Genomic DNA, 16511 nt, shown 5'->3' with positions numbered 1-16511 from the left:
TCGATTGCCACAAGAATTGTATACAATATTTTGATCGGAGCGCGCACAAGTGCCGCATCAGGGTGTGCTAAAACCCAATGCATGAGCCGTACCAACTTGTTTAAAGCGGTACTAGAGGGGTGTGTACAAAGTCCTGCTACCCAGGCCTAAAGCTGTCTGAGTAGACAGGAAACACAAAGTGGGAAGGCCCTTAGCTAGCTAAGAGATTTCATTCTTCGATCAATTCCCGCAGCTCACGCATCATTATGGTGCCGTCACCCAGGTTCAATTCCACAAGACGGTGCAGATGGGTCATCGATTCGACATCGATGTATAGGCAAATGAAACCTAGCTGGGTCTGCTCTTCGTGGCGTAGTTCGACCTGCATGGTCACCTGCGTTTGCTCGTCCAGCGTAATGATTGCGTCGAAGTTCTGGCTCAGGTCGGCATCCCATTGCTGCGGGCGTTCCACCAGCAGCCCCTTGAGCGAAATGTCCAGCAGCTTGGAAGACCAGCATCGGGAGCCTTGGTGAAGTTTGGTAGGGGCGTCGAAGCAGATTCGCTGGAAACGCCTACGTTCGTCGTGATCGCTCATGGGTAAGGCCCTCGGGTGGCATCCTGATCAGGTGATGAAGGGTTTGTGCATCAGGTACTGCAATCTGGCCGCAGAGGCTCTAGACCAAAGCAAGTGTGGCAATGCCGCCTGACTCGCCCTAGACTCGGTGGGCGGTCTTTCCAATCCAACAGCTGGAAGCTAACCATGAACAACAATAATAGCCTGCTACGCCACATACCGTGGCTGGCGCTGGCAGTCATAGGGGCCTGCGCGCTGGGTGTTGTTGCCCTGCGTCGCGGTGAGGCGATCAATGCCTTGTGGATCGTGGTCGCGGCAGTGGCCATCTACCTGGTCGCCTATCGCTACTACAGCCTGTTCATCGCCACCAAAGTGATGCAACTCGACCCGCGCCGTGCCACCCCGGCGGTGCTCAACAACGACGGCCTGGACTACGTTCCGACCAACAAACACATTCTGTTCGGCCACCACTTCGCCGCCATCGCCGGGGCCGGCCCACTGGTGGGCCCGGTGCTCGCCGCGCAAATGGGCTACCTGCCCGGCACGCTGTGGCTGATTGCCGGCGTGGTGCTGGCCGGTGCAGTGCAGGACTTCATGGTCCTGTTCCTGTCCACCCGCCGCAACGGCCGCTCGCTGGGCGACATGGTGCGCGAGGAAATGGGCCGCATTCCGGGCACCATCGCCCTGTTCGGCTGCTTCCTGATCATGATCATCATCCTGGCGGTGCTGGCGCTGATCGTGGTCAAGGCCCTGGCCGAAAGCCCATGGGGCATGTTCACGGTGATGGCGACCATCCCGATCGCGATGTTCATGGGCATTTACATGCGCTACATCCGCCCGGGCCACATTGGTGAAATCTCGATCATCGGCGTGGTACTGCTGTTGGCCTCGATCTGGCTGGGGGGCCAGATTGCGGCCGACCCGGTATGGGGCCCGGCGTTCACCTTCACCGGTGTGCAGATCACCTGGATGCTGGTCGGTTACGGTTTCGTGGCGGCGGTGCTGCCGGTGTGGCTGGTGCTGGCGCCGCGCGACTACCTGTCGACCTTCCTCAAGATCGGTACCATCATCGCCCTGGCCATCGGCATCCTGGTGACCATGCCCGAGCTGAAAATGCCGGCGCTGACCCAGTTCACCGATGGCACCGGCCCGGTATGGAAGGGCACCCTGTTCCCGTTCCTGTTCATCACCATTGCCTGTGGTGCGGTGTCTGGCTTCCACGCGCTGATCTCCTCGGGCACTACGCCCAAGCTGCTGGATAACGAAACCAACGCCCGCTACATCGGCTATGGCGGCATGCTGATGGAGTCGTTCGTGGCCATCATGGCCATGGTGGCTGCGTCGGTGATCGAACCAGGCGTGTACTTCGCCATGAACAGCCCGGCAGCCGTGGTCGGTGCCGACGTGGCGTCGGTCGCGCAGACCGTGAGCAGCTGGGGCTTCCTGATTACGCCCGAGCAACTGGAGGCGGTGGCCCGCGACATTGGCGAGCACACCATCCTGGCCCGTGCCGGGGGTGCACCCACGCTGGCGGTAGGTATCGCGCAAATCCTGCACCAGGTGCTGCCGGGTGAAAACACCATGGCGTTCTGGTACCACTTCGCGATCCTGTTCGAGGCGCTGTTCATCCTCACCGCGGTCGACGCCGGTACCCGTGCCGGGCGCTTCATGCTGCAAGACCTGCTGGGCAGCTTCGTGCCAGCCCTGAAACGCACCGAGTCGTGGGGTGCCAACCTGCTGGCCACCGGTGGTTGTGTAGCGTTGTGGGGTTACCTGCTGTACCAGGGCGTGATCGACCCGCTGGGCGGCATCAACACCCTGTGGCCGCTGTTCGGTATCTCCAACCAGATGCTGGCGGGTATCGCCCTGATGCTGGGCACCGTGGTCCTGATCAAGATGAAGCGCGAGCGCTACATCTGGGTCACCCTGCTGCCGGCAGCCTGGCTGCTGATCTGCACCACGGCGGCGGGCCTGATCAAGCTGTTCGACCCGAACCCGGCGGTAGGTTTCCTGGCCCTGGCCAAGAAATACAGCACCGCCTTGGACGCCGGCCAGGTTCTGGCCCCGGCCAAGGACATCGGGCAGATGCAACACGTGATCTTCAACGCCTACACCAACGCCGGCCTGACCATTCTGTTCCTGCTGGTGGTGTTCAGTGTGCTGTTCTTTGCCATCAAGGTCGGTTACGCCGCCCTCGGCCGCAAAGAGCGCAGCGACAAGGAAACCCCGTTCCAGGCCCTGCCTGACGCTTGAGAGGACTACTGTCATGTTCAACGACCTGGGTCGACTGGGTAAGTACCTGGGGCAGGCCGCCCGCCTGATGGTCGGCATGCCCGACTACGACAACTATGTCGAGCACATGCACAAGACACACCCGGACAAGCCGGTCATGACGTATGAGCAGTTCTTCCGCGAACGTCAGGAAGCACGTTATGGCGGCAAGTCCGGGCCAAAGTGCTGTTGAGTCTCAAGCGTTAAGCTGTTCCGGCCTCATCGCTGGCAAGCCAGCTCCCACGGGCACTTCACAGGCCTCAAGGTTTGTGCAGTGCCTTTAGGGCGCTCTTTCAGGTACTGCCCAGGCGTCAAGGTTTGCGCGGTACCTGTGGGAGCTGGCTTGCCGGCGATGGGGCCTGTGTTATTTCCGCACAGGAGATGTTCTGCGTGCAGACGCCCATTCCCGTAACCATCCTCACCGGCTTCCTCGGTGCCGGTAAAACCACCTTGCTCAAACACATGCTCAAGGCCGAGCACGGCCTGAAGCTGGCGGTGATCGAAAACGAGTTCAGCGAAGCCGGCATCGACAGCCAGTTACTGGGCGACCAGCCGGTGCAGGTGATGACCCTGGCCAACGGCTGTGTGTGCTGCAGCATCCACGGCGACCTGACCCGCGCCTTGTACCTGCTGCTCGAGCGCCTGGATGCCGGCGAAATCGCCTTCGACCGCCTGGTGATAGAATGCACCGGCCTGGCCGACCCGGCGCCGGTGGCGCAAACCTTCTTCATCGACGAGGAACTGCGCGAGCGCTACATCCTCGACGGCATCATCACCCTGGTCGATGCCAAGCATGCCGAGTTGCATCTGACCCAGACCATCGCCCAAGCCCAGGTCGGCTTTGCCGATCGCCTGTTGCTGAGCAAGACCGACCTCGTCGAGCCGGCTGCGGTCCAGGCCCTGCGCGATCGCCTGGCCCGTATCAACGGGCGGGCGGCGATCCGTGTGGTCGAGCACGGCCGCATCGACCTGGCAGAGCTGCTGGATGTGCGCGGTTTCAACCTCAACCCCGACCTGGGCGCAAACCTGAAACCCTCGCTGCGCCCGGTGCTCAAGCCGGCCACCCCCGACCGCATCGGCACCCTGGTGTTGCGTACCGAAGCCGCGCTGGATATCGACCGCCTCAGCGGCTTCATGAACGACCTGCTGGAAACCCATGGCAAACAGCTGCTGCGTTACAAGGGCGTGCTGAACATTGCCGGCGAGGACCGCAAGCTGGTGTTCCAGGGCGTGCTCAAGCTGTATGGCTTCGACTGGGACGCCGAGTGGGCCGAAGGCGAAACCCGCGAAAGCGTGATGGTCTTCATTGCCGATGACCTGCCCGAGGCTACGATTCGGGCTGGGTTCGAGGCGCTGGCTGAGGGCTGACCCGGCGTGGCGAGGGTGGCGCGAACCACTGCGGCCACGAGCTGCGGTGGCGCGTTTGCACCTCGATGCAGGGGATCAGCCGCTCGCTCAGCACGGCGGTTTGCCCCACGGCCTTGGCAGTGCGGTACTTGATGCTGTGGATGCACTCGCGGTCGCCGAACTCGCAGCGGTTGAGCGCGGTGCCCCCACAGGGGCCGTTGGCCAGGCCCTTGGGGCAGGTTTCCGGGCAGGTGTACAAGGTGTCTTCCAGGCGGCAGCGGCCGCAGGTATCACAGCCAACCAGCGGGCGCTTAACACTGCGCTCCAGGGTGTGCAGCACCTGTGCGCCAAGGCGGGTCGTCCACAGCGGCTGGCGCACCGCCCAGCCAAACGCCTTGCTCAGGCTGTTGCGGCGGCTGAACAGCAGCCCATGCATGCCATGCATCAGGTGGTAGCGGGCTTTTTCCTTGAACGAGGCATCGACCCTTGATTCGCCCTGGCGCCAGTTGGCCTGGGGTGGATGGAAGGTGACTGCCGGCAGCCCCGGCATCTGCCAACTGGCTTGCCAGGCGGGCGCCCATTGCTCCAGGGTGTGGACTTGCGTTTGCCAGTACGCCAGTCGCGCTTCAAGGGCAAGCAGCTGCTTCAGGTCGTGGATGCCCGACAGGTGCACGCCGGCGTACCCCATCAGCTTCGTACCGATGATCTGCAAGGCAAGGCGGTCAACGCTGCGCGCCTGGGCAAAAGCCTTGGACTGCGCCATTTCCGCTTCGAGCATTTCGCGCATGGAGGGGGTAACGGTCACGCCGGCGACGTGGTCGAGCATCGCTGCGCGGCCATGGGTGAGGCTCATGAGGCAGGCCAGCATGGGTTTGGGCGCGGCCTGGCGACGCATCCAGTGCATGGCTTCCTGGTGTTTGGCTGCGTCGAAGCCCAGTTGCAAGGTGAGGAAATCGGCCCCCGCAGCCAGTTTTTTCTCGGCCTTGAAGTACTGCGCGCCGCCTTCTTCCTCGTGGTACTTGAACGGGTTCAGCGCCGCGCCCAGCAACCAGTGCGGGCAGGCCTGGCGGGCAATCTGCAGCGCGGGCACCGACTCCAGGTAGCGCACCGGGCGCTGGCCGGGTTCATGCCCGGGCAAACGGTCACCGGTCAGCAGCAGCAACTGGTCGAGGCCGGCCGCCGCCATGCGCTGCAATTGCGCGAGCAAGTGGTGGCGTTCGCGGTCCTTGCCGGAGAAGTGCGGTAGGGCCGGCACCGGGCGGTCGAACGAGGCCAGGGCGTCCAGCGGCGACATGTCCAGCGGGCTGCCGACGCGGTCGCCGATGGCCACGGTCATTGGCCAGCCGCACAGCTGCGCACGGTCCATGATCGCTTGCATGGCGGCGAAGCGTTCTGCAGAGGCTTTGGGCACAAACTCCATGACACAGACAAAATGGTGTTCACGCAGCGCGGTTTTCAGCAGGCTCATGAGGCCGGGCACCTGGTGTGGTCAGGGTGGCATTGTGCGGCACAAGGCGCAGGAGGTCATGTCCGGATGCGCAGGCTGGTGCTCTGAACAAGACATGGGGCGACTTCCGCGCACTCGGGATCATGAGAATTTCTTGGGTTTTCATCTCAAATTTTATGAGTTTGTCTCAACCCTACGATCCGCTGGAAAATCCCCTCATTAATTTGAGCATGCTGAGGGGCGACACATGGCACTGGCACACAACCTGGGCTTTCCACACATTGGCGGCGACCGCGAATTGCGGGCCCGCCACTGGCAAGTGCAGAAAGACGCCGGTATCGAGCTGCTGCCCGTCGGCGAAACCGGCCAATATCACCACTTGCCGGGCACCGATGACCAGCCGTTTGCCCTCAACTGGGACCTCTTGTTCGAAGAGGTGGAGCATGCCAACGCGTTGGGCCATGCCATCAAGCCTGTCGTGATTGGCCCGTTGACCTACCTGTGGCAGGGCCAAGGCCGCAACGCCGACTTCGACAAGCTGGAACTGCTCGATCGCCTGCTGCCCCTGTATGATCAGGTCCTCAACCGCTTGGCTGCGCTGGGCGTCGAATGGGTCCAGATCGACGAACCGATCCTCGCCCAAGACCTGCCACAGGACTGGAAAAACGCTTTCGAGCGCGTCTACAACATCCTGCAGCGCGCACCGCTGAGGAAGTTGATTGCCACCTACGCCGGTGGCCTGGATGGCAACCTTGGCCTGGCCGCCAACCTGCCAGTCGATGGCCTGCACATCGATCTGGTGCAGGCACCCGCACAGTACCAAGCCATCCTTGACCGCCTGCCGGCCTATAAAGTGCTGTCGCTGGGCCTGGTTGATGGCCGCGATGGCGCGCCTTGCGAGTCGGACAATGCCCTGCGGCTGTTGCAAGACGCCCATGAACGCCTGGGGGCGCGGCTTTGGCTGGCGCCGGCCTGTTCGCTGGCGCATGGCACGGTAGAGGTGGCTGTGCAGAAGTGCCGCGAAGTGGCTGCGCTGGCCGCTTCGCTGGAGCAGTACCGAGTCGCGGCTTGATCATCTGCTGCTTGTGCCGGCCTTTTTCGCGGGCTCGCCCGCTCCCACAGGTACAGCGCATGTTTTGAAACCTGCGCTGTACGTGTGGGAGCGGGCGAGCCCGCGAAAAGGCCGGGCCTGCTTAACTCAAACGCCGCTCAACGTTCGATAGCCAGTGCAACGCCCTGGCCACCGCCAATGCACAAGGTCGCCAGGCCTTTGTGGGCATCGCGCTTGATCATCTCGTGCAACAAGGTCACCAACACCCGGCAGCCGGACGCTCCAATCGGGTGGCCCAGGGCAATCGCCCCGCCGTTCACATTGACCCGGGCCGCATCCCACTCCAGCGCCTTGCCCACGGCCAGTGCCTGTGCAGCAAAGGCTTCGTTGGCTTCAATGAGGTCCAGTTCGCTCAGCTGCCAGCCGGCCTTGTCCAGGCAGCGCCGCGTCGCCGCAACCGGGCCGATGCCCATGATCGCCGGGTCTACCCCGGCACTGGCATAAGCGGCGATCTTCGCCAGCACCGGCAGGCCCAGGGCCTCGGCTTTGGTGGCGCTCATCAGCAGCACCGCGGCAGCGCCGTCGTTCAGGCTGGAGGCATTGCCAGCGGTGACGCTACCGTCTTTCTTGAAGGCCGCGCGCAGCTTGCCCAGCGATTCGGCAGTGGTGTCCGCGCGCGGCTGCTCATCACGGGCGAACACTTTCGGCTCGCCCTTCTTCTGCGGCAGCACGACAGGGGTGATCTCCGCATCGAAGCGGCCGGCCTCGATGGCAGCGAGTGCCTTGCGTTGCGACTCGGCGGCAAAGGCATCCTGCTGTTCACGGCTGAGGCCGTACTCGTCCACCAGATTTTCGGCAGTGATGCCCATGTGGTAGTCGTTGAAGGCATCCCACAGGCCATCGGTGATCATGCTGTCGATCAGCTGGCCATGGCCCATGCGCTGGCCGGTGCGGGCCGAGGGCATCACATAGGGGGCCAGGCTCATGTTCTCCTGGCCACCGGCAATCACCACCTCGGCGTCACCGCAGCGGATGGCCTGGGCCGCCAGGTGCAGGGCTTTCAGGCCCGAGCCGCAGACCTTGTTCAGGGTCAGCGCCGGTACGCTGAAGGGCAGGCCGGCCTTGATCGCGGCCTGGCGTGCCGGGTTCTGCCCGGCGCCGGCGGTCAGCACCTGGCCAAGGATGACTTCGTCGACCTGTGCCGGGGCCAGCCCGGTCTGCTCCAGCAGGCGCTTGATCACGGCGGCGCCGAGGTCGACCGCAGGCACGTTGGCCAGGGCACCCTGGAAGCTGCCGATGGCGGTACGGGTTGCAGCGACGATGACCACGTCGTTCATGTTGTTGTTCTCCGTGCGGTGGGCGTAGGGCTTCAAGCATCGGTGCCCTGGGCTTATTTGTTAAGTTTGTTTTTCTTTGAGATTGATGTGAAAAGCAAATGAGTGGCCGCGCGGCGGGCCACCCCGGTTTTGCATCGCCCGGATCACCCCGTAATATGTGTCGGATAACCTGCGGGGGTAGTCTCACCCTCTGATCAACAGGAAACGCCCATGAGGCGCTTCCCCGGCATAAACCTGACGAGGTACAGACATTGGCCATCATTCATCCTAAGGTTCGCGGTTTCATCTGCACCACGACTCACCCGAAGGGCTGCGAGCTCAACGTCCGTGACCAGATCGAAGCCACCCGCAAGCTGGGCGTGCGCGAGGATGGTCCGAAGAAGGTCCTGGTCATTGGTGCTTCCAGTGGCTATGGCCTGGCAGCACGCATTACTGCAGCGTTCGGTTTCAAGGCCGACACCCTGGGCGTATTCTTCGAAAAGCCAGGCACCGAAACCAAGGCCGGCACCGCTGGCTGGTACAACGCTGCGGCGTTCGACAAGTTTGCCAAGGCCGAGGGCCTGTACAGCAAGTCGATCAATGGTGACGCCTTCTCCGACGAAGCCCGCGCCAAGGTCATCGAGCTGATCAAGAACGAAATGGGCGGCAAGGTCGACCTGGTCATCTACTCGTTGGCCTCCCCGGTGCGCAAGCTGCCGCAGACCGGTGAAGTGATCCGCTCGGCACTCAAGCCGATTGGCCAGCCGTACAAGTCGACTGCCATCGACACCAACAAAGACACCATCATCGAGGCCAGCATCGAGCCGGCCACCGAGCAGGAAATCGCCGACACCGTTACCGTCATGGGTGGCCAGGACTGGCAACTGTGGATCGACGCCCTGGCGGGCGCCAACGTACTGGCCGAGGGTGCCCGTACCGTGGCCTTCAGCTACATCGGTACCGAGATCACCTGGCCAATCTACTGGCACGGCGCCCTGGGCCAGGCCAAGCAGGACCTGGATGAAACCGCGCTGCGCCTGGACAAGAAGCTGGCCGCTGAAGTGAAGGGCGGCGCCAACGTGGCGGTGCTCAAGTCGGTGGTTACCCAGGCCAGCTCGGCCATTCCGGTGATGCCGCTGTACCTGTCGATGGTGTTCAAGATCATGCAGGAAAAGGGTGTGCACGAGGGTACCCAGGACCAACTGGACCGCATGTTCCGCGACCGCATGTACCGTGCCGATGGCGCCCCGGCCGAAGTGGACGAGAAGGCCCGCCTGCGCCTGGACGACTGGGAACTGCGCGACGACGTGCAGGATGCCTGCAAGGCCATGTGGCCGCAGGTGACCACCGAGAACCTGTTCCAGCTGACCGACTACGCCGGTTACAAGAAGCAGTTCCTCAACCTGTTCGGCTTTGAGCGCGCTGACGTCAACTACGACGAAGACGTAGCTACCGATGTGAAGTTCGACTGCGTCGAACTGTAAGCTCACGGCGTGCTGGCCTCATCGCTGGCACGCCAGCTCCCATTTCGACAGCGGTGCCCTCAAGGCCGTTGTCGGAGCTGGCTCGCCGGCGATGGGCTGCAAAGCAGCCCCGGCAGTTTCAAGCCTTGCGCGACAGTGGCGGTGCAGCAAACGTCACACCCGCCAGGCCGTGCTTGATCAACGCACGAATATTGCCATGGTCACTGCCCTCAGGCGTGGCCAGCACATCCCGATAGTGCTCGCCGAAAGCCAGCAGCGCTTCCTGATCGCTCAGCCCCTCGAGCACTGCCAGGCCCAAGGTTTTGCACGAACCTTCGTTCTGCCCGGCGGCATTCTCGACACCACCATTGTTGAACGCCTGCGGCTGGTAGCTGTAGTGCTCGGCAATGAACGCCAGGGTGTCGGCAAAGGCATGTTGGCCGCTGGCCAGGCTGGCGCGCAGGGTATCTAGATCAGTCACGAGGTTTTCCTTTTTCGAACGCCGCTTGCTGCTCGGCGCTGGCTTCTTTCTGGTATTGGGCTTTCCACTGGGCATAAGGCATGCCGTACACCGCTTCGCGGGCGTCATCCAGGCTCAGGTCGAGCTCACGCTCGTCAGCCGCAGCCTTGTACCACTTGGACAGGCAGTTGCGGCAGAAGCCGGACAGGTTCATCAGGTCGATGTTCTGCACGTCGGTGCGTTTCTGCAAATGGTCGACCAGGCGCCGGAACGCGGCGGCTTCGAGTTCAAGCTGTTGCTGTGGGGTCATGGGGGCTCTCACGTCATGCGGTTCTTCAGGTGGCGGCCACCATTGATGACCACCTGGCTGCCGGTGCTGTACTGGCTGGCGAGCAGGTACTTGACCGTCTCGATCAGTGGCCCGGCGCCGGGTTCGAATTCCAGCAGGGCCTTTTTCAAGGTGTGCTGGCGGTAGGCTTCGTCACCCCCTTCCTTGAGGATCAGCAGCCCGGGAAGGATACCGTTCACATGCACCTTGGGCGCATATTTTTCAGCGAACGACAGCACCATGTTCTGCAGCGCAGCCTTGGTGGCGGCATAGCCAATGTGGCCCTTGCTGCCACGCGAGGAGGTTTCGTCGCAGATGTGAATGATGTCGGCTTTGTCCAGCTTGGCCAGCATCTCGCCCAAGGCCAGGTTGAGGTGGTAGGGCGCCTCTACATGCAGGCGGAACATGGTTTCCAGGTTGTCCAGGCCATCGTCCAGCCACAACGACGCGTTATGGATGATGGCGCGCAGGCCGTCGTACTGCCCGGCCAGGTAGTCGATCAGCGCCTGGCGGTCGTCGGCCCGGCACAGGTCTGCCTGGAACTGCACGATATTCGGGTGGGCCGCCTGTGGCTGTACGGTACGGCTGGCACTGACCACCGTATGGCCGGCCTGTGCCAGTTCAAGGGCCAGGGCCAGCCCGACGCGCTGGCTGGCTCCGGTAACGAGAATTGGGCTGTTCATGTTGGGGGCGGTCAACTTGTCTGTCCTGTGGTTGCCGCCCAGCATACCCGAACTGTTTGCCTGTTGTACGGCCTGGCCTCAGCGGCTGCGCAGGGCGCCCGCGGTGGCCGAAGAGGGCTGTAGCCAACCGGCCAGCAGGCGGGTGGACAACGGGATGAACAGGTACACCATCAGCGGCGTGAGAGCCAGGGTGCTGAGCATCACCCGCGGTACCAGGTCGAGTGCGGCCAGCCAATGGCCGAACGCCATGTTGAACGCCAGCGAGACCGGAAAAAACGCCAGCCAGATGGCCACGGCCTGTTTCCAGCGCGGCGGTTTCTGCACCGTACTGGCGCCAAACCAGTCGTCAATGCCACTGACGCGCGCCTCTTTGGGGCGCTCGAACAGGCCATTGCCGCGCTGCAACCAGGCCCGCCGCGAGGCGGAATGTTCCCAGGCATGCAGGGTGGGCTCATCGCTGAAGCGAAAAATGATCTGGAATTCGTCGCCATCGTGGGGTGGGGCGAGAATGCCCGAGCCCAGGTAGCCGGGGAAGTCAGTGGCCAGCTGTTCGCCCTCATGCAGCCAGGCCAACAGGTCCTGGTAGCGGCCATGCGCGGCGCGGCGCGACACCATCAGGGTAACGGGTGGGGTAGACATTGTGTATCTCCTGGCAACGGGGCTGGCGGGTAGCCGGCCCCTTGGCTGCGTAGCCCGGGGTGGTGGGCGACGCAGGCGAACATGCAAGAATCGGGCGCGGATTATCGCGCAGTTGTGCTGTGTGGCAACTGTCAGCCGGCAAATGGTCGCATCCTGTGCCCGGCGCTGTCGTAGTAGACTAAGCCCTCTATTGCAGCACACAGGATGCCGTGCAGATGAGCGAATTGGGACGCAAGCTGGGGGTCGATGCGAGTTTCGAGCAGCAAGTGCTGTTTCCGATCCGTGAAGTCTCCCGCCTGACTGGCGTCAATGCGGTGACCCTGCGCGCCTGGGAGCGCCGTTACGGTCTGATCCAGCCCATCCGCACCGACAGCGGCCACCGCCTGTATTCCCAAGGCGACATCGACGATATCCGCAGTATCCTCGGCTGGCTGGAGCGCGGGGTGGCGGTCAGCAAAGTGGGCAGCATCCTTGCCCGCAGCCAGGCGCTTGCCGGGCAGGCCACGCGCGCAGTGGACAGTTCGCTAGGCTGGCAGCAGCAGGTGCGCCTGGCAGTGCAACGCTTTGACTTGGCCGGGCTGGGCCGCCTTTATGAGGAGGTGTTTGCCGCCAGCACGCTCGATCAGGTTTTCACTGATGTTTTCATGCCGGTGTGGCACGACCTGGCCGTGCGCCATGGCGGCTACGGCCAGACCAGCGAGTGGCTGTTTTTTGACCAGTTTTTGCGCGGGCGGGTGTTCGCGCGTTTGCAGCTGGCGCCTGCGCCGCGTCGCCACAGCGTACTGCTGGTGCCCTTGCCGGGGCAGTGCCATGAGCTTGAACTGCTGGTCACCAGCCTGCTGCTGGGCAGTGACGACATAGGCGTGACGCCTTTGGTGTGTGGGCAGCCGCTGCAAGAGCTGGCGCTGGTCTGTGAACGGATGAAACCAGACGCCCTCGTGCTGTTTTCCCACCAGCCGCTCACTGCAGAAGTCAGCCGCTATCTGAAGCGGCTGGCGTCGGTGCTGGGCTGCACGTTATTGCTGGCGGGAGAGACAACCGACCAGGCCAGCGGCGGCCTGGCGGGCAGCCCCCTGGTCTGCCTGGGGGCACAAGGCGCGGTAATGCGTCAGCGTCTGCGCCAGTGCCTGGCAGGTCAGCTGGACACCTGAGTGTGCAGTTCGGGGTGGGCGCGGCAATGGGCCTGCAGGATGTAGCCGCGCAGGCGCTCGATTTCTTCCGCTGGGCTTTGGCCAAGGTCGTACGCTGCCAGGTCTGGGCCAATACGCCGGCCCAGCACACCCTGCAGTTCGATCGGCTGGAGGTTGCCGGGGGCGAAGCGCAGGTCGAAACGCGCCGGCGCGCTTGGCAGGCCACGCAGCTCCACCAGCACGCCTTTGAAGGAAATTTCCCGTACCCACAGCCCGCTAGGCGCGCCATGGCCATCGAGCAGGGCGCTGGGCTGTTCCAGCGACAGGCGCCATGGCCGCAGCATGGGGCCATCCTCGTAGATTTCCGGCGAACCCACCTGCAGGTGCAAGGCGTGGAATTCGTCTTCCACCAGTTGCAGCGGAAAGCTGATTTGCTGGTTGTTGAATTGCGCCTGCAAGGTCACTTGTTCATGGGCCACCAGGCGGGTGAGCAAGCTCTGGATGCGGCGGTCGCCATTGACCTGCAGGCTCGACATGGAGTCGGCCAGGTTCAGGGTGGGCGAATGCTGCATGTTCTGAATGAAATCCAGCTCGTCCTGGGTAAGAAGGGCGTCGGCTTGCATGATCGAACTCGGTGGTGGCGATTTCTTCAACGTAGTTGACCGTGCCCGGGGGGCTTGGTTCAGGTGCGTTCGTCGGCTTTCAGACGAGCGCGCAGTTCGGCCAGCTCCCGTTCCATTTCCACCTGGCGGGTAACGTCTTTCTGAATGCCGATGAAGTAGGTACGTCGCTCGGCGTCGTTCCTTACCGCCGTGATCGACAGTTCGTTCCAGAAGGCAGTGCCATCCTTGCGGTAGTTGCGCATCACTTCCCGGCAAGGGCGGCCTTCGGCCAAGGCTTTGCGAATGCGTGCACGCGCGAGTTGGTCACGGTCGTCAGCCTGCAGGAAGCGGCAATCCTGGTAGAGTATTTCGTCCCGGTTATAGCCGGTCAGGCGTTCGAACGCGGCGTTGACATAGATGAGGATGGTGTCGTCGCCTTCCTGTTCGGCAACCACGATCCCGTCATGGGATGCATCGACCATAGATTGCAGCAGTTTTGCGTTGATCATGTTCAGGCCATACGGCAGGCAGAAAAATCGGACGTGCTGTAGCAGGCGGCTTTGGCAGAGGCGGCCTTTTGCCAGCGCTGAATGCTAGTATCCTACGTTTTCACTCAGTTTCGGAATCCTCTCCCCGATGAAAGTCGCCATTATTTCCGGATCGGTCTATGGCACCGCCGAAGAAGTCGCCCGTCATGCAGAATCGAAGCTCAAGGCCGCTGGTTACCAAGCCTGGCACGCCGCACGTGCCACTTTGCAGGACCTTGAAGGTTTTGCCCCGCAGGCCCTGTTGGCCGTGACATCGACTACCGGTATGGGTGAGCTGCCGGACAACCTCATGCCCTTGTACAGCAGCCTGCGTGACAGCCTGCCAGCGGCCTTCCATGGCCTGCCGGGTGCAGTGATTGCGCTGGGCGATTCCAGCTATGGCGATACCTATTGCGGGGGCGGCGAACAGCTGCGCGAGCTGTTTGCCGAGCTAGGCGTGCGCGAGGTGCAGCCGATGCTGCAGCTGGATGCCAGCGAGACGGTGACCCCGGAAACGGATGCCGAGCCGTGGTTGGCCGAGTTGGCTAATACCTTGAAAGGCTGACGGTCAGGTTCAGCAAGTATGGGCCTGCTGCAGGTGAGTGCCCGGGCAGACCTGCCAGCCAGGCCCCGATTCATGCCTCGCTGTCGGGTACCGGCCATTCGCGCAGCAGCGCCAACCACGCTTGCGCGGCCCGCGACAAATACGCGCCACGCCGCCAGATGAAGGCAATGTCCCAGCGCAGGTCCCCCGGTGAGCGCAGGGGCATACGCACCACACCAGGGCGTTCCAGGGCTTTTGCCACCACCCGGGGCAGCAGCACAACGCCCTGGCCTGCCGCGACCAACGCTGCCAGGAAATCCGCCTGGCCACTGCGCCCGCCTTCCGTCGGGGTGAAGCCCTGCTGCTGGCAGGCTTTCACCAAACGGTCATTGAGCACGAAACTGCGCTGGTAGAGCAGGAACGGCGTTGCGGCCAATTGCTTCAGGTGCACCCCGCCCAGGCCTGCCAACGCATGCTCCGCCGGTAGCAGGGCATCCAGCGGCTCATTGCAGAACGGCTGGTATTCGAACCCGTCGTCGCTGGGCGTAAGGCTGCCACCGAGCTCCAGCTCGCCACTTCTGACGGCCTGCTCGATGCTACGGCTGCCACCCTCAACCAACTGGATGGCGATGTTCGGGTGGCGTCGCCGGTATTCGGCGAACAAACCGGCGAACAGCGCATCACTGCCCAGCATCGGCAAGCCCAGGCGCAGTTCGCCACGCTCCATCTGGCTCAGATCGTCCAATTCGTTGAGCAGCGCCTGGCGTTGGCGCAGCAGGGCCTCGCCGCGCTCAAGCACGATGCGCCCGGCGGCGGTCAGGTGCAGGTGGGATGCCTGGCGTTCCAGCAGCGGCTGGCCCACATCTTGCTCAAGCTGCGCCACTTGCTTGCTGACGGCCGACTGACTGATGTGCAGGGTCTGTGCGGCTTGGGTAAAGCCGCCCCGGTGCACCACTTCGATAAAGCTGCGCAGCTGTTTGAATTCCATGTGCCAATTCCATTATGGAATGGTAGCCAGTCTAACAATTCGCTTCTGGCCTAGGCAGCCAAAACTTAAAATGAGGGCCTGTCGAGGAACACCGCCATGAAACCCGCGTTAATGAAAAAAATGCTGCGCCTGCTTGCCGAGCTGGCGACCCTGTGTGCCCTGTTTGCACTCGGTGGCCAGCTGGCCACTTGGCTGGGCTGGCCCATCCCCGGCGGGGTCATGGGCCTGGCGCTGCTACTGCTGTTGTTCGCCGCGGGGGTACTGAAGCCGGCCATGCTGCAATTGGGCGCCGGTTGGTTGATGGCCGAAATGCTGCTGTTCTTCATTCCTGCACTGATGAGCCTGCTGGACTATGGCGCGCTGATCCGGGACGAGGGCTGGCGCATCCTGCTGGTGATCGCCGTGAGCACGCTGATGGTGATGGTGGTGACGGCCCTGACCGTCGAACTTGTGTGCCGCTGGAGCATGCGCCATGAGCCTTGAACCCATGCCGTTGTTCTGGCTGGCGCTGACGTTGCTGGCTTACCTGGGCAGCCGCTGGCTGTACCGGCGCAGCAAGCGCTACCTGCTGTCGCCGCTGATTCTGGTGCCGGTGTTGCTGCTGGCGGTGGCTGTGCCGCTGCACACCGCCTATGCCGAATACGCGCGCAATACCCACTGGCTGATGGGCGTGCTCGGTCCGGTGACCGTGGCCTTTGCGGTGCCGATCTGGCAGCAGCGGGCCATGCTCGCCCGGCATTGGCCGGCGTTGCTGGTCGGCATGCTGGCGGGCAGCAGTGCGTCCATCGCCAGTTCATGGGGGTTGGCGCACCTGCTGGCGCTGGACAGTGCGACCAGTCTGTCGCTGGTGCCGCGTTCCATCACCACGCCCTTTGCCATGCCGTTGGCCCATGACCTGGGCGGTGTGCCCGAGCTGACGGCAGTGTTCGTGATGTTCACCGGGGTGCTTGGTGCCATGTTCGGTGGCGTGCTGCTGCGTTGGTTGCCGCTGCGCACGCCGTTGGCCCGGGGGGCATTGTTCGGCGTGGGCGCGCACGGCGCCGGCGTCAGCCGGGCCCAGGAAGTGGGCCGCGAGGAAGGCTCGGTGGCCGGCCTGGTCATGGTCCTGACCGGGCTGCTGAACCTGTTCGCGGCACCGCTGCTGGCCATGTTGCTCTGACCG

The 16511-nt window shown here is 63.2% G+C and carries 19 protein-coding genes; 9 read left to right on the top strand and 10 right to left on the bottom strand.

The genetic code is table 11. The annotated features are described in order from the left end of the window. Positions 1-208 precede the first annotated feature (208 nt). Entirely contained in the window at positions 209-574 is a 366-nt protein-coding gene (locus GEV39_RS20665; RefSeq protein ID WP_173891054.1) for a PilZ domain-containing protein, read from the bottom strand. 165 nt (positions 575-739) lie between these two features. Between GEV39_RS20665 and GEV39_RS20660 the strand changes: the two genes are divergently transcribed. From GEV39_RS20660 to yjiA, 3 genes are all read left to right on the top strand, one after another. Beyond that, a complete protein-coding gene (locus GEV39_RS20660) occupies positions 740-2806 on the top strand; it encodes a carbon starvation CstA family protein (protein ID WP_009682653.1) in 2067 nt (688 codons plus the stop codon). A gap of 13 nt (positions 2807-2819) precedes the next feature. Continuing rightward, positions 2820-3017: a YbdD/YjiX family protein gene (locus GEV39_RS20655; protein WP_009682654.1), complete on the top strand. Its 198-nt coding sequence runs from the start codon at positions 2820-2822 to the stop codon at positions 3015-3017. A gap of 197 nt (positions 3018-3214) precedes the next feature. Further along, positions 3215-4192: a GTPase gene (gene yjiA / locus GEV39_RS20650; protein WP_173891053.1), complete on the top strand. Its 978-nt coding sequence runs from the start codon at positions 3215-3217 to the stop codon at positions 4190-4192. Here yjiA and GEV39_RS20645 read toward each other — a convergent pair. Continuing rightward, the gene (locus GEV39_RS20645; protein WP_173891052.1) at positions 4152-5639 is read right to left on the bottom strand and encodes a methylenetetrahydrofolate reductase C-terminal domain-containing protein; all 1488 of its coding nucleotides are present in this window, start codon (positions 5637-5639) and stop codon (positions 4152-4154) included. The genes yjiA and GEV39_RS20645 overlap by 41 nt on opposite strands. 226 nt (positions 5640-5865) lie before the next feature. Between GEV39_RS20645 and GEV39_RS20640 the strand changes: the two genes are divergently transcribed. Continuing rightward, positions 5866-6690 carry a 5-methyltetrahydropteroyltriglutamate--homocysteine methyltransferase gene (locus tag GEV39_RS20640; RefSeq protein WP_173891051.1) on the top strand — a complete coding sequence of 275 codons (825 nt, stop codon included), beginning with the start codon at positions 5866-5868 and terminating at the stop codon, positions 6688-6690. Positions 6691-6827: 137 nt separating this feature from the next. Here the strand turns inward: GEV39_RS20640 and GEV39_RS20635 are convergent, their stop codons facing one another. Then, complete coding sequence (locus GEV39_RS20635) at positions 6828-8006, bottom strand: acetyl-CoA C-acetyltransferase (RefSeq protein WP_173891050.1); 1179 nt, start codon at positions 8004-8006, stop codon at positions 6828-6830. 251 nt (positions 8007-8257) lie between these two features. Between GEV39_RS20635 and fabV the strand changes: the two genes are divergently transcribed. Continuing rightward, positions 8258-9469 (top strand): enoyl-ACP reductase FabV, encoded by a 1212-nt coding sequence (gene fabV / locus GEV39_RS20630; RefSeq protein WP_173891049.1) that lies wholly within the window; start codon positions 8258-8260, stop codon positions 9467-9469. 118 nt (positions 9470-9587) lie between these two features. Here the strand turns inward: fabV and GEV39_RS20625 are convergent, their stop codons facing one another. From GEV39_RS20625 to GEV39_RS20610, 4 genes are read right to left on the bottom strand one after another with little or no spacing between them, the layout of a single operon-like run. Then, the gene (locus GEV39_RS20625) at positions 9588-9929 is read right to left on the bottom strand and encodes a HopJ type III effector protein (RefSeq protein ID WP_009682661.1); all 342 of its coding nucleotides are present in this window, start codon (positions 9927-9929) and stop codon (positions 9588-9590) included. Further along, positions 9922-10218 (bottom strand): DUF1244 domain-containing protein, encoded by a 297-nt coding sequence (locus GEV39_RS20620; protein WP_009682662.1) that lies wholly within the window; start codon positions 10216-10218, stop codon positions 9922-9924. The genes GEV39_RS20625 and GEV39_RS20620 overlap by 8 nt, the downstream gene beginning before the upstream one ends. An 8-nt stretch (positions 10219-10226) precedes the next feature. Next, on the bottom strand, positions 10227-10964 hold the full coding sequence (folM, locus tag GEV39_RS20615) for a dihydromonapterin reductase (RefSeq protein WP_173891048.1): 738 nt from the start codon (positions 10962-10964) through the stop codon (positions 10227-10229). 33 nt (positions 10965-10997) lie between these two features. Beyond that, on the bottom strand, positions 10998-11558 hold the full coding sequence (locus tag GEV39_RS20610; RefSeq protein ID WP_173891047.1) for a putative antibiotic biosynthesis monooxygenase: 561 nt from the start codon (positions 11556-11558) through the stop codon (positions 10998-11000). Positions 11559-11773: 215 nt separating this feature from the next. On the opposite strand from GEV39_RS20610, the gene GEV39_RS20605 reads away from it, so the two are divergent. Continuing rightward, positions 11774-12709 carry a MerR family transcriptional regulator gene (locus GEV39_RS20605; RefSeq protein WP_173891046.1) on the top strand — a complete coding sequence of 312 codons (936 nt, stop codon included), beginning with the start codon at positions 11774-11776 and terminating at the stop codon, positions 12707-12709. Here GEV39_RS20605 and GEV39_RS20600 read toward each other — a convergent pair. Then, positions 12694-13311, bottom strand: coding sequence for a hypothetical protein (locus tag GEV39_RS20600; RefSeq protein ID WP_173891045.1), 618 nt, complete (start codon positions 13309-13311; stop codon positions 12694-12696). The genes GEV39_RS20605 and GEV39_RS20600 overlap by 16 nt on opposite strands. Before the next feature lie 59 nt (positions 13312-13370). After that, a complete protein-coding gene (locus tag GEV39_RS20595) occupies positions 13371-13799 on the bottom strand; it encodes a PAS domain S-box protein (protein WP_173891044.1) in 429 nt (142 codons plus the stop codon). A gap of 127 nt (positions 13800-13926) precedes the next feature. Here GEV39_RS20595 and GEV39_RS20590 point away from each other — a divergent pair, with 127 nt between their 5' ends. Further along, on the top strand, positions 13927-14382 hold the full coding sequence (locus tag GEV39_RS20590) for a flavodoxin (protein ID WP_173891043.1): 456 nt from the start codon (positions 13927-13929) through the stop codon (positions 14380-14382). Positions 14383-14452: 70 nt separating this feature from the next. Here the strand turns inward: GEV39_RS20590 and GEV39_RS20585 are convergent, their stop codons facing one another. Then, positions 14453-15349 (bottom strand): LysR family transcriptional regulator, encoded by an 897-nt coding sequence (locus GEV39_RS20585; RefSeq protein ID WP_173891042.1) that lies wholly within the window; start codon positions 15347-15349, stop codon positions 14453-14455. A 96-nt stretch (positions 15350-15445) separates the two neighbouring features. Here GEV39_RS20585 and GEV39_RS20580 point away from each other — a divergent pair, with 96 nt between their 5' ends. Together GEV39_RS20580 and GEV39_RS20575 are read left to right on the top strand one after the other, a co-directional pair. Beyond that, entirely contained in the window at positions 15446-15832 is a 387-nt protein-coding gene (locus GEV39_RS20580; RefSeq protein WP_173891041.1) for a CidA/LrgA family protein, read from the top strand. After that, on the top strand, positions 15822-16508 hold the full coding sequence (locus GEV39_RS20575) for an LrgB family protein (RefSeq protein ID WP_054906051.1): 687 nt from the start codon (positions 15822-15824) through the stop codon (positions 16506-16508). The genes GEV39_RS20580 and GEV39_RS20575 overlap by 11 nt, the downstream gene beginning before the upstream one ends. Positions 16509-16511: the final 3 nt, after the last annotated feature.

Source organism: Pseudomonas sp. NY5710 (assembly GCF_013305665.1).
GTDB classification, from domain to species: Bacteria; Pseudomonadota; Gammaproteobacteria; order Pseudomonadales; family Pseudomonadaceae; genus Aquipseudomonas; species Aquipseudomonas juntendi.
This window is presented reverse-complemented; position numbering and strand designations above follow the sequence as displayed.

Bases quoted from the DNA above. Each gene is read 5' to 3' on its own strand.
- folM (WP_173891048.1), bottom strand. From the start codon at position 10,964: ATGCTGGGCGGCAACCACAGGACAGACAAGTTGACCGCCCCCAACATG.
- GEV39_RS20585 (WP_173891042.1), bottom strand. From the start codon at position 15,349: ATGGAATTCAAACAGCTGCGCAGCTTTATCGAAGTGGTGCACCGGGGC.
- GEV39_RS20660 (WP_009682653.1), top strand. From the start codon at position 740: ATGAACAACAATAATAGCCTGCTACGCCACATACCGTGGCTGGCGCTG.
- GEV39_RS20605 (WP_173891046.1), top strand. From the start codon at position 11,774: ATGAGCGAATTGGGACGCAAGCTGGGGGTCGATGCGAGTTTCGAGCAG.
- GEV39_RS20640 (WP_173891051.1), top strand. From the start codon at position 5,866: ATGGCACTGGCACACAACCTGGGCTTTCCACACATTGGCGGCGACCGC.
- GEV39_RS20635 (WP_173891050.1), bottom strand. From the start codon at position 8,006: ATGAACGACGTGGTCATCGTCGCTGCAACCCGTACCGCCATCGGCAGC.
- GEV39_RS20600 (WP_173891045.1), bottom strand. From the start codon at position 13,311: ATGCAAGCCGACGCCCTTCTTACCCAGGACGAGCTGGATTTCATTCAG.
- GEV39_RS20655 (WP_009682654.1), top strand. From the start codon at position 2,820: ATGTTCAACGACCTGGGTCGACTGGGTAAGTACCTGGGGCAGGCCGCC.
- GEV39_RS20595 (WP_173891044.1), bottom strand. From the start codon at position 13,799: ATGATCAACGCAAAACTGCTGCAATCTATGGTCGATGCATCCCATGAC.
- GEV39_RS20580 (WP_173891041.1), top strand. From the start codon at position 15,446: ATGAAACCCGCGTTAATGAAAAAAATGCTGCGCCTGCTTGCCGAGCTG.
- GEV39_RS20610 (WP_173891047.1), bottom strand. From the start codon at position 11,558: ATGTCTACCCCACCCGTTACCCTGATGGTGTCGCGCCGCGCCGCGCAT.
- GEV39_RS20645 (WP_173891052.1), bottom strand. From the start codon at position 5,639: ATGAGCCTGCTGAAAACCGCGCTGCGTGAACACCATTTTGTCTGTGTC.
- GEV39_RS20665 (WP_173891054.1), bottom strand. From the start codon at position 574: ATGAGCGATCACGACGAACGTAGGCGTTTCCAGCGAATCTGCTTCGAC.
- GEV39_RS20620 (WP_009682662.1), bottom strand. From the start codon at position 10,218: ATGACCCCACAGCAACAGCTTGAACTCGAAGCCGCCGCGTTCCGGCGC.
- GEV39_RS20590 (WP_173891043.1), top strand. From the start codon at position 13,927: ATGAAAGTCGCCATTATTTCCGGATCGGTCTATGGCACCGCCGAAGAA.
- GEV39_RS20575 (WP_054906051.1), top strand. From the start codon at position 15,822: ATGAGCCTTGAACCCATGCCGTTGTTCTGGCTGGCGCTGACGTTGCTG.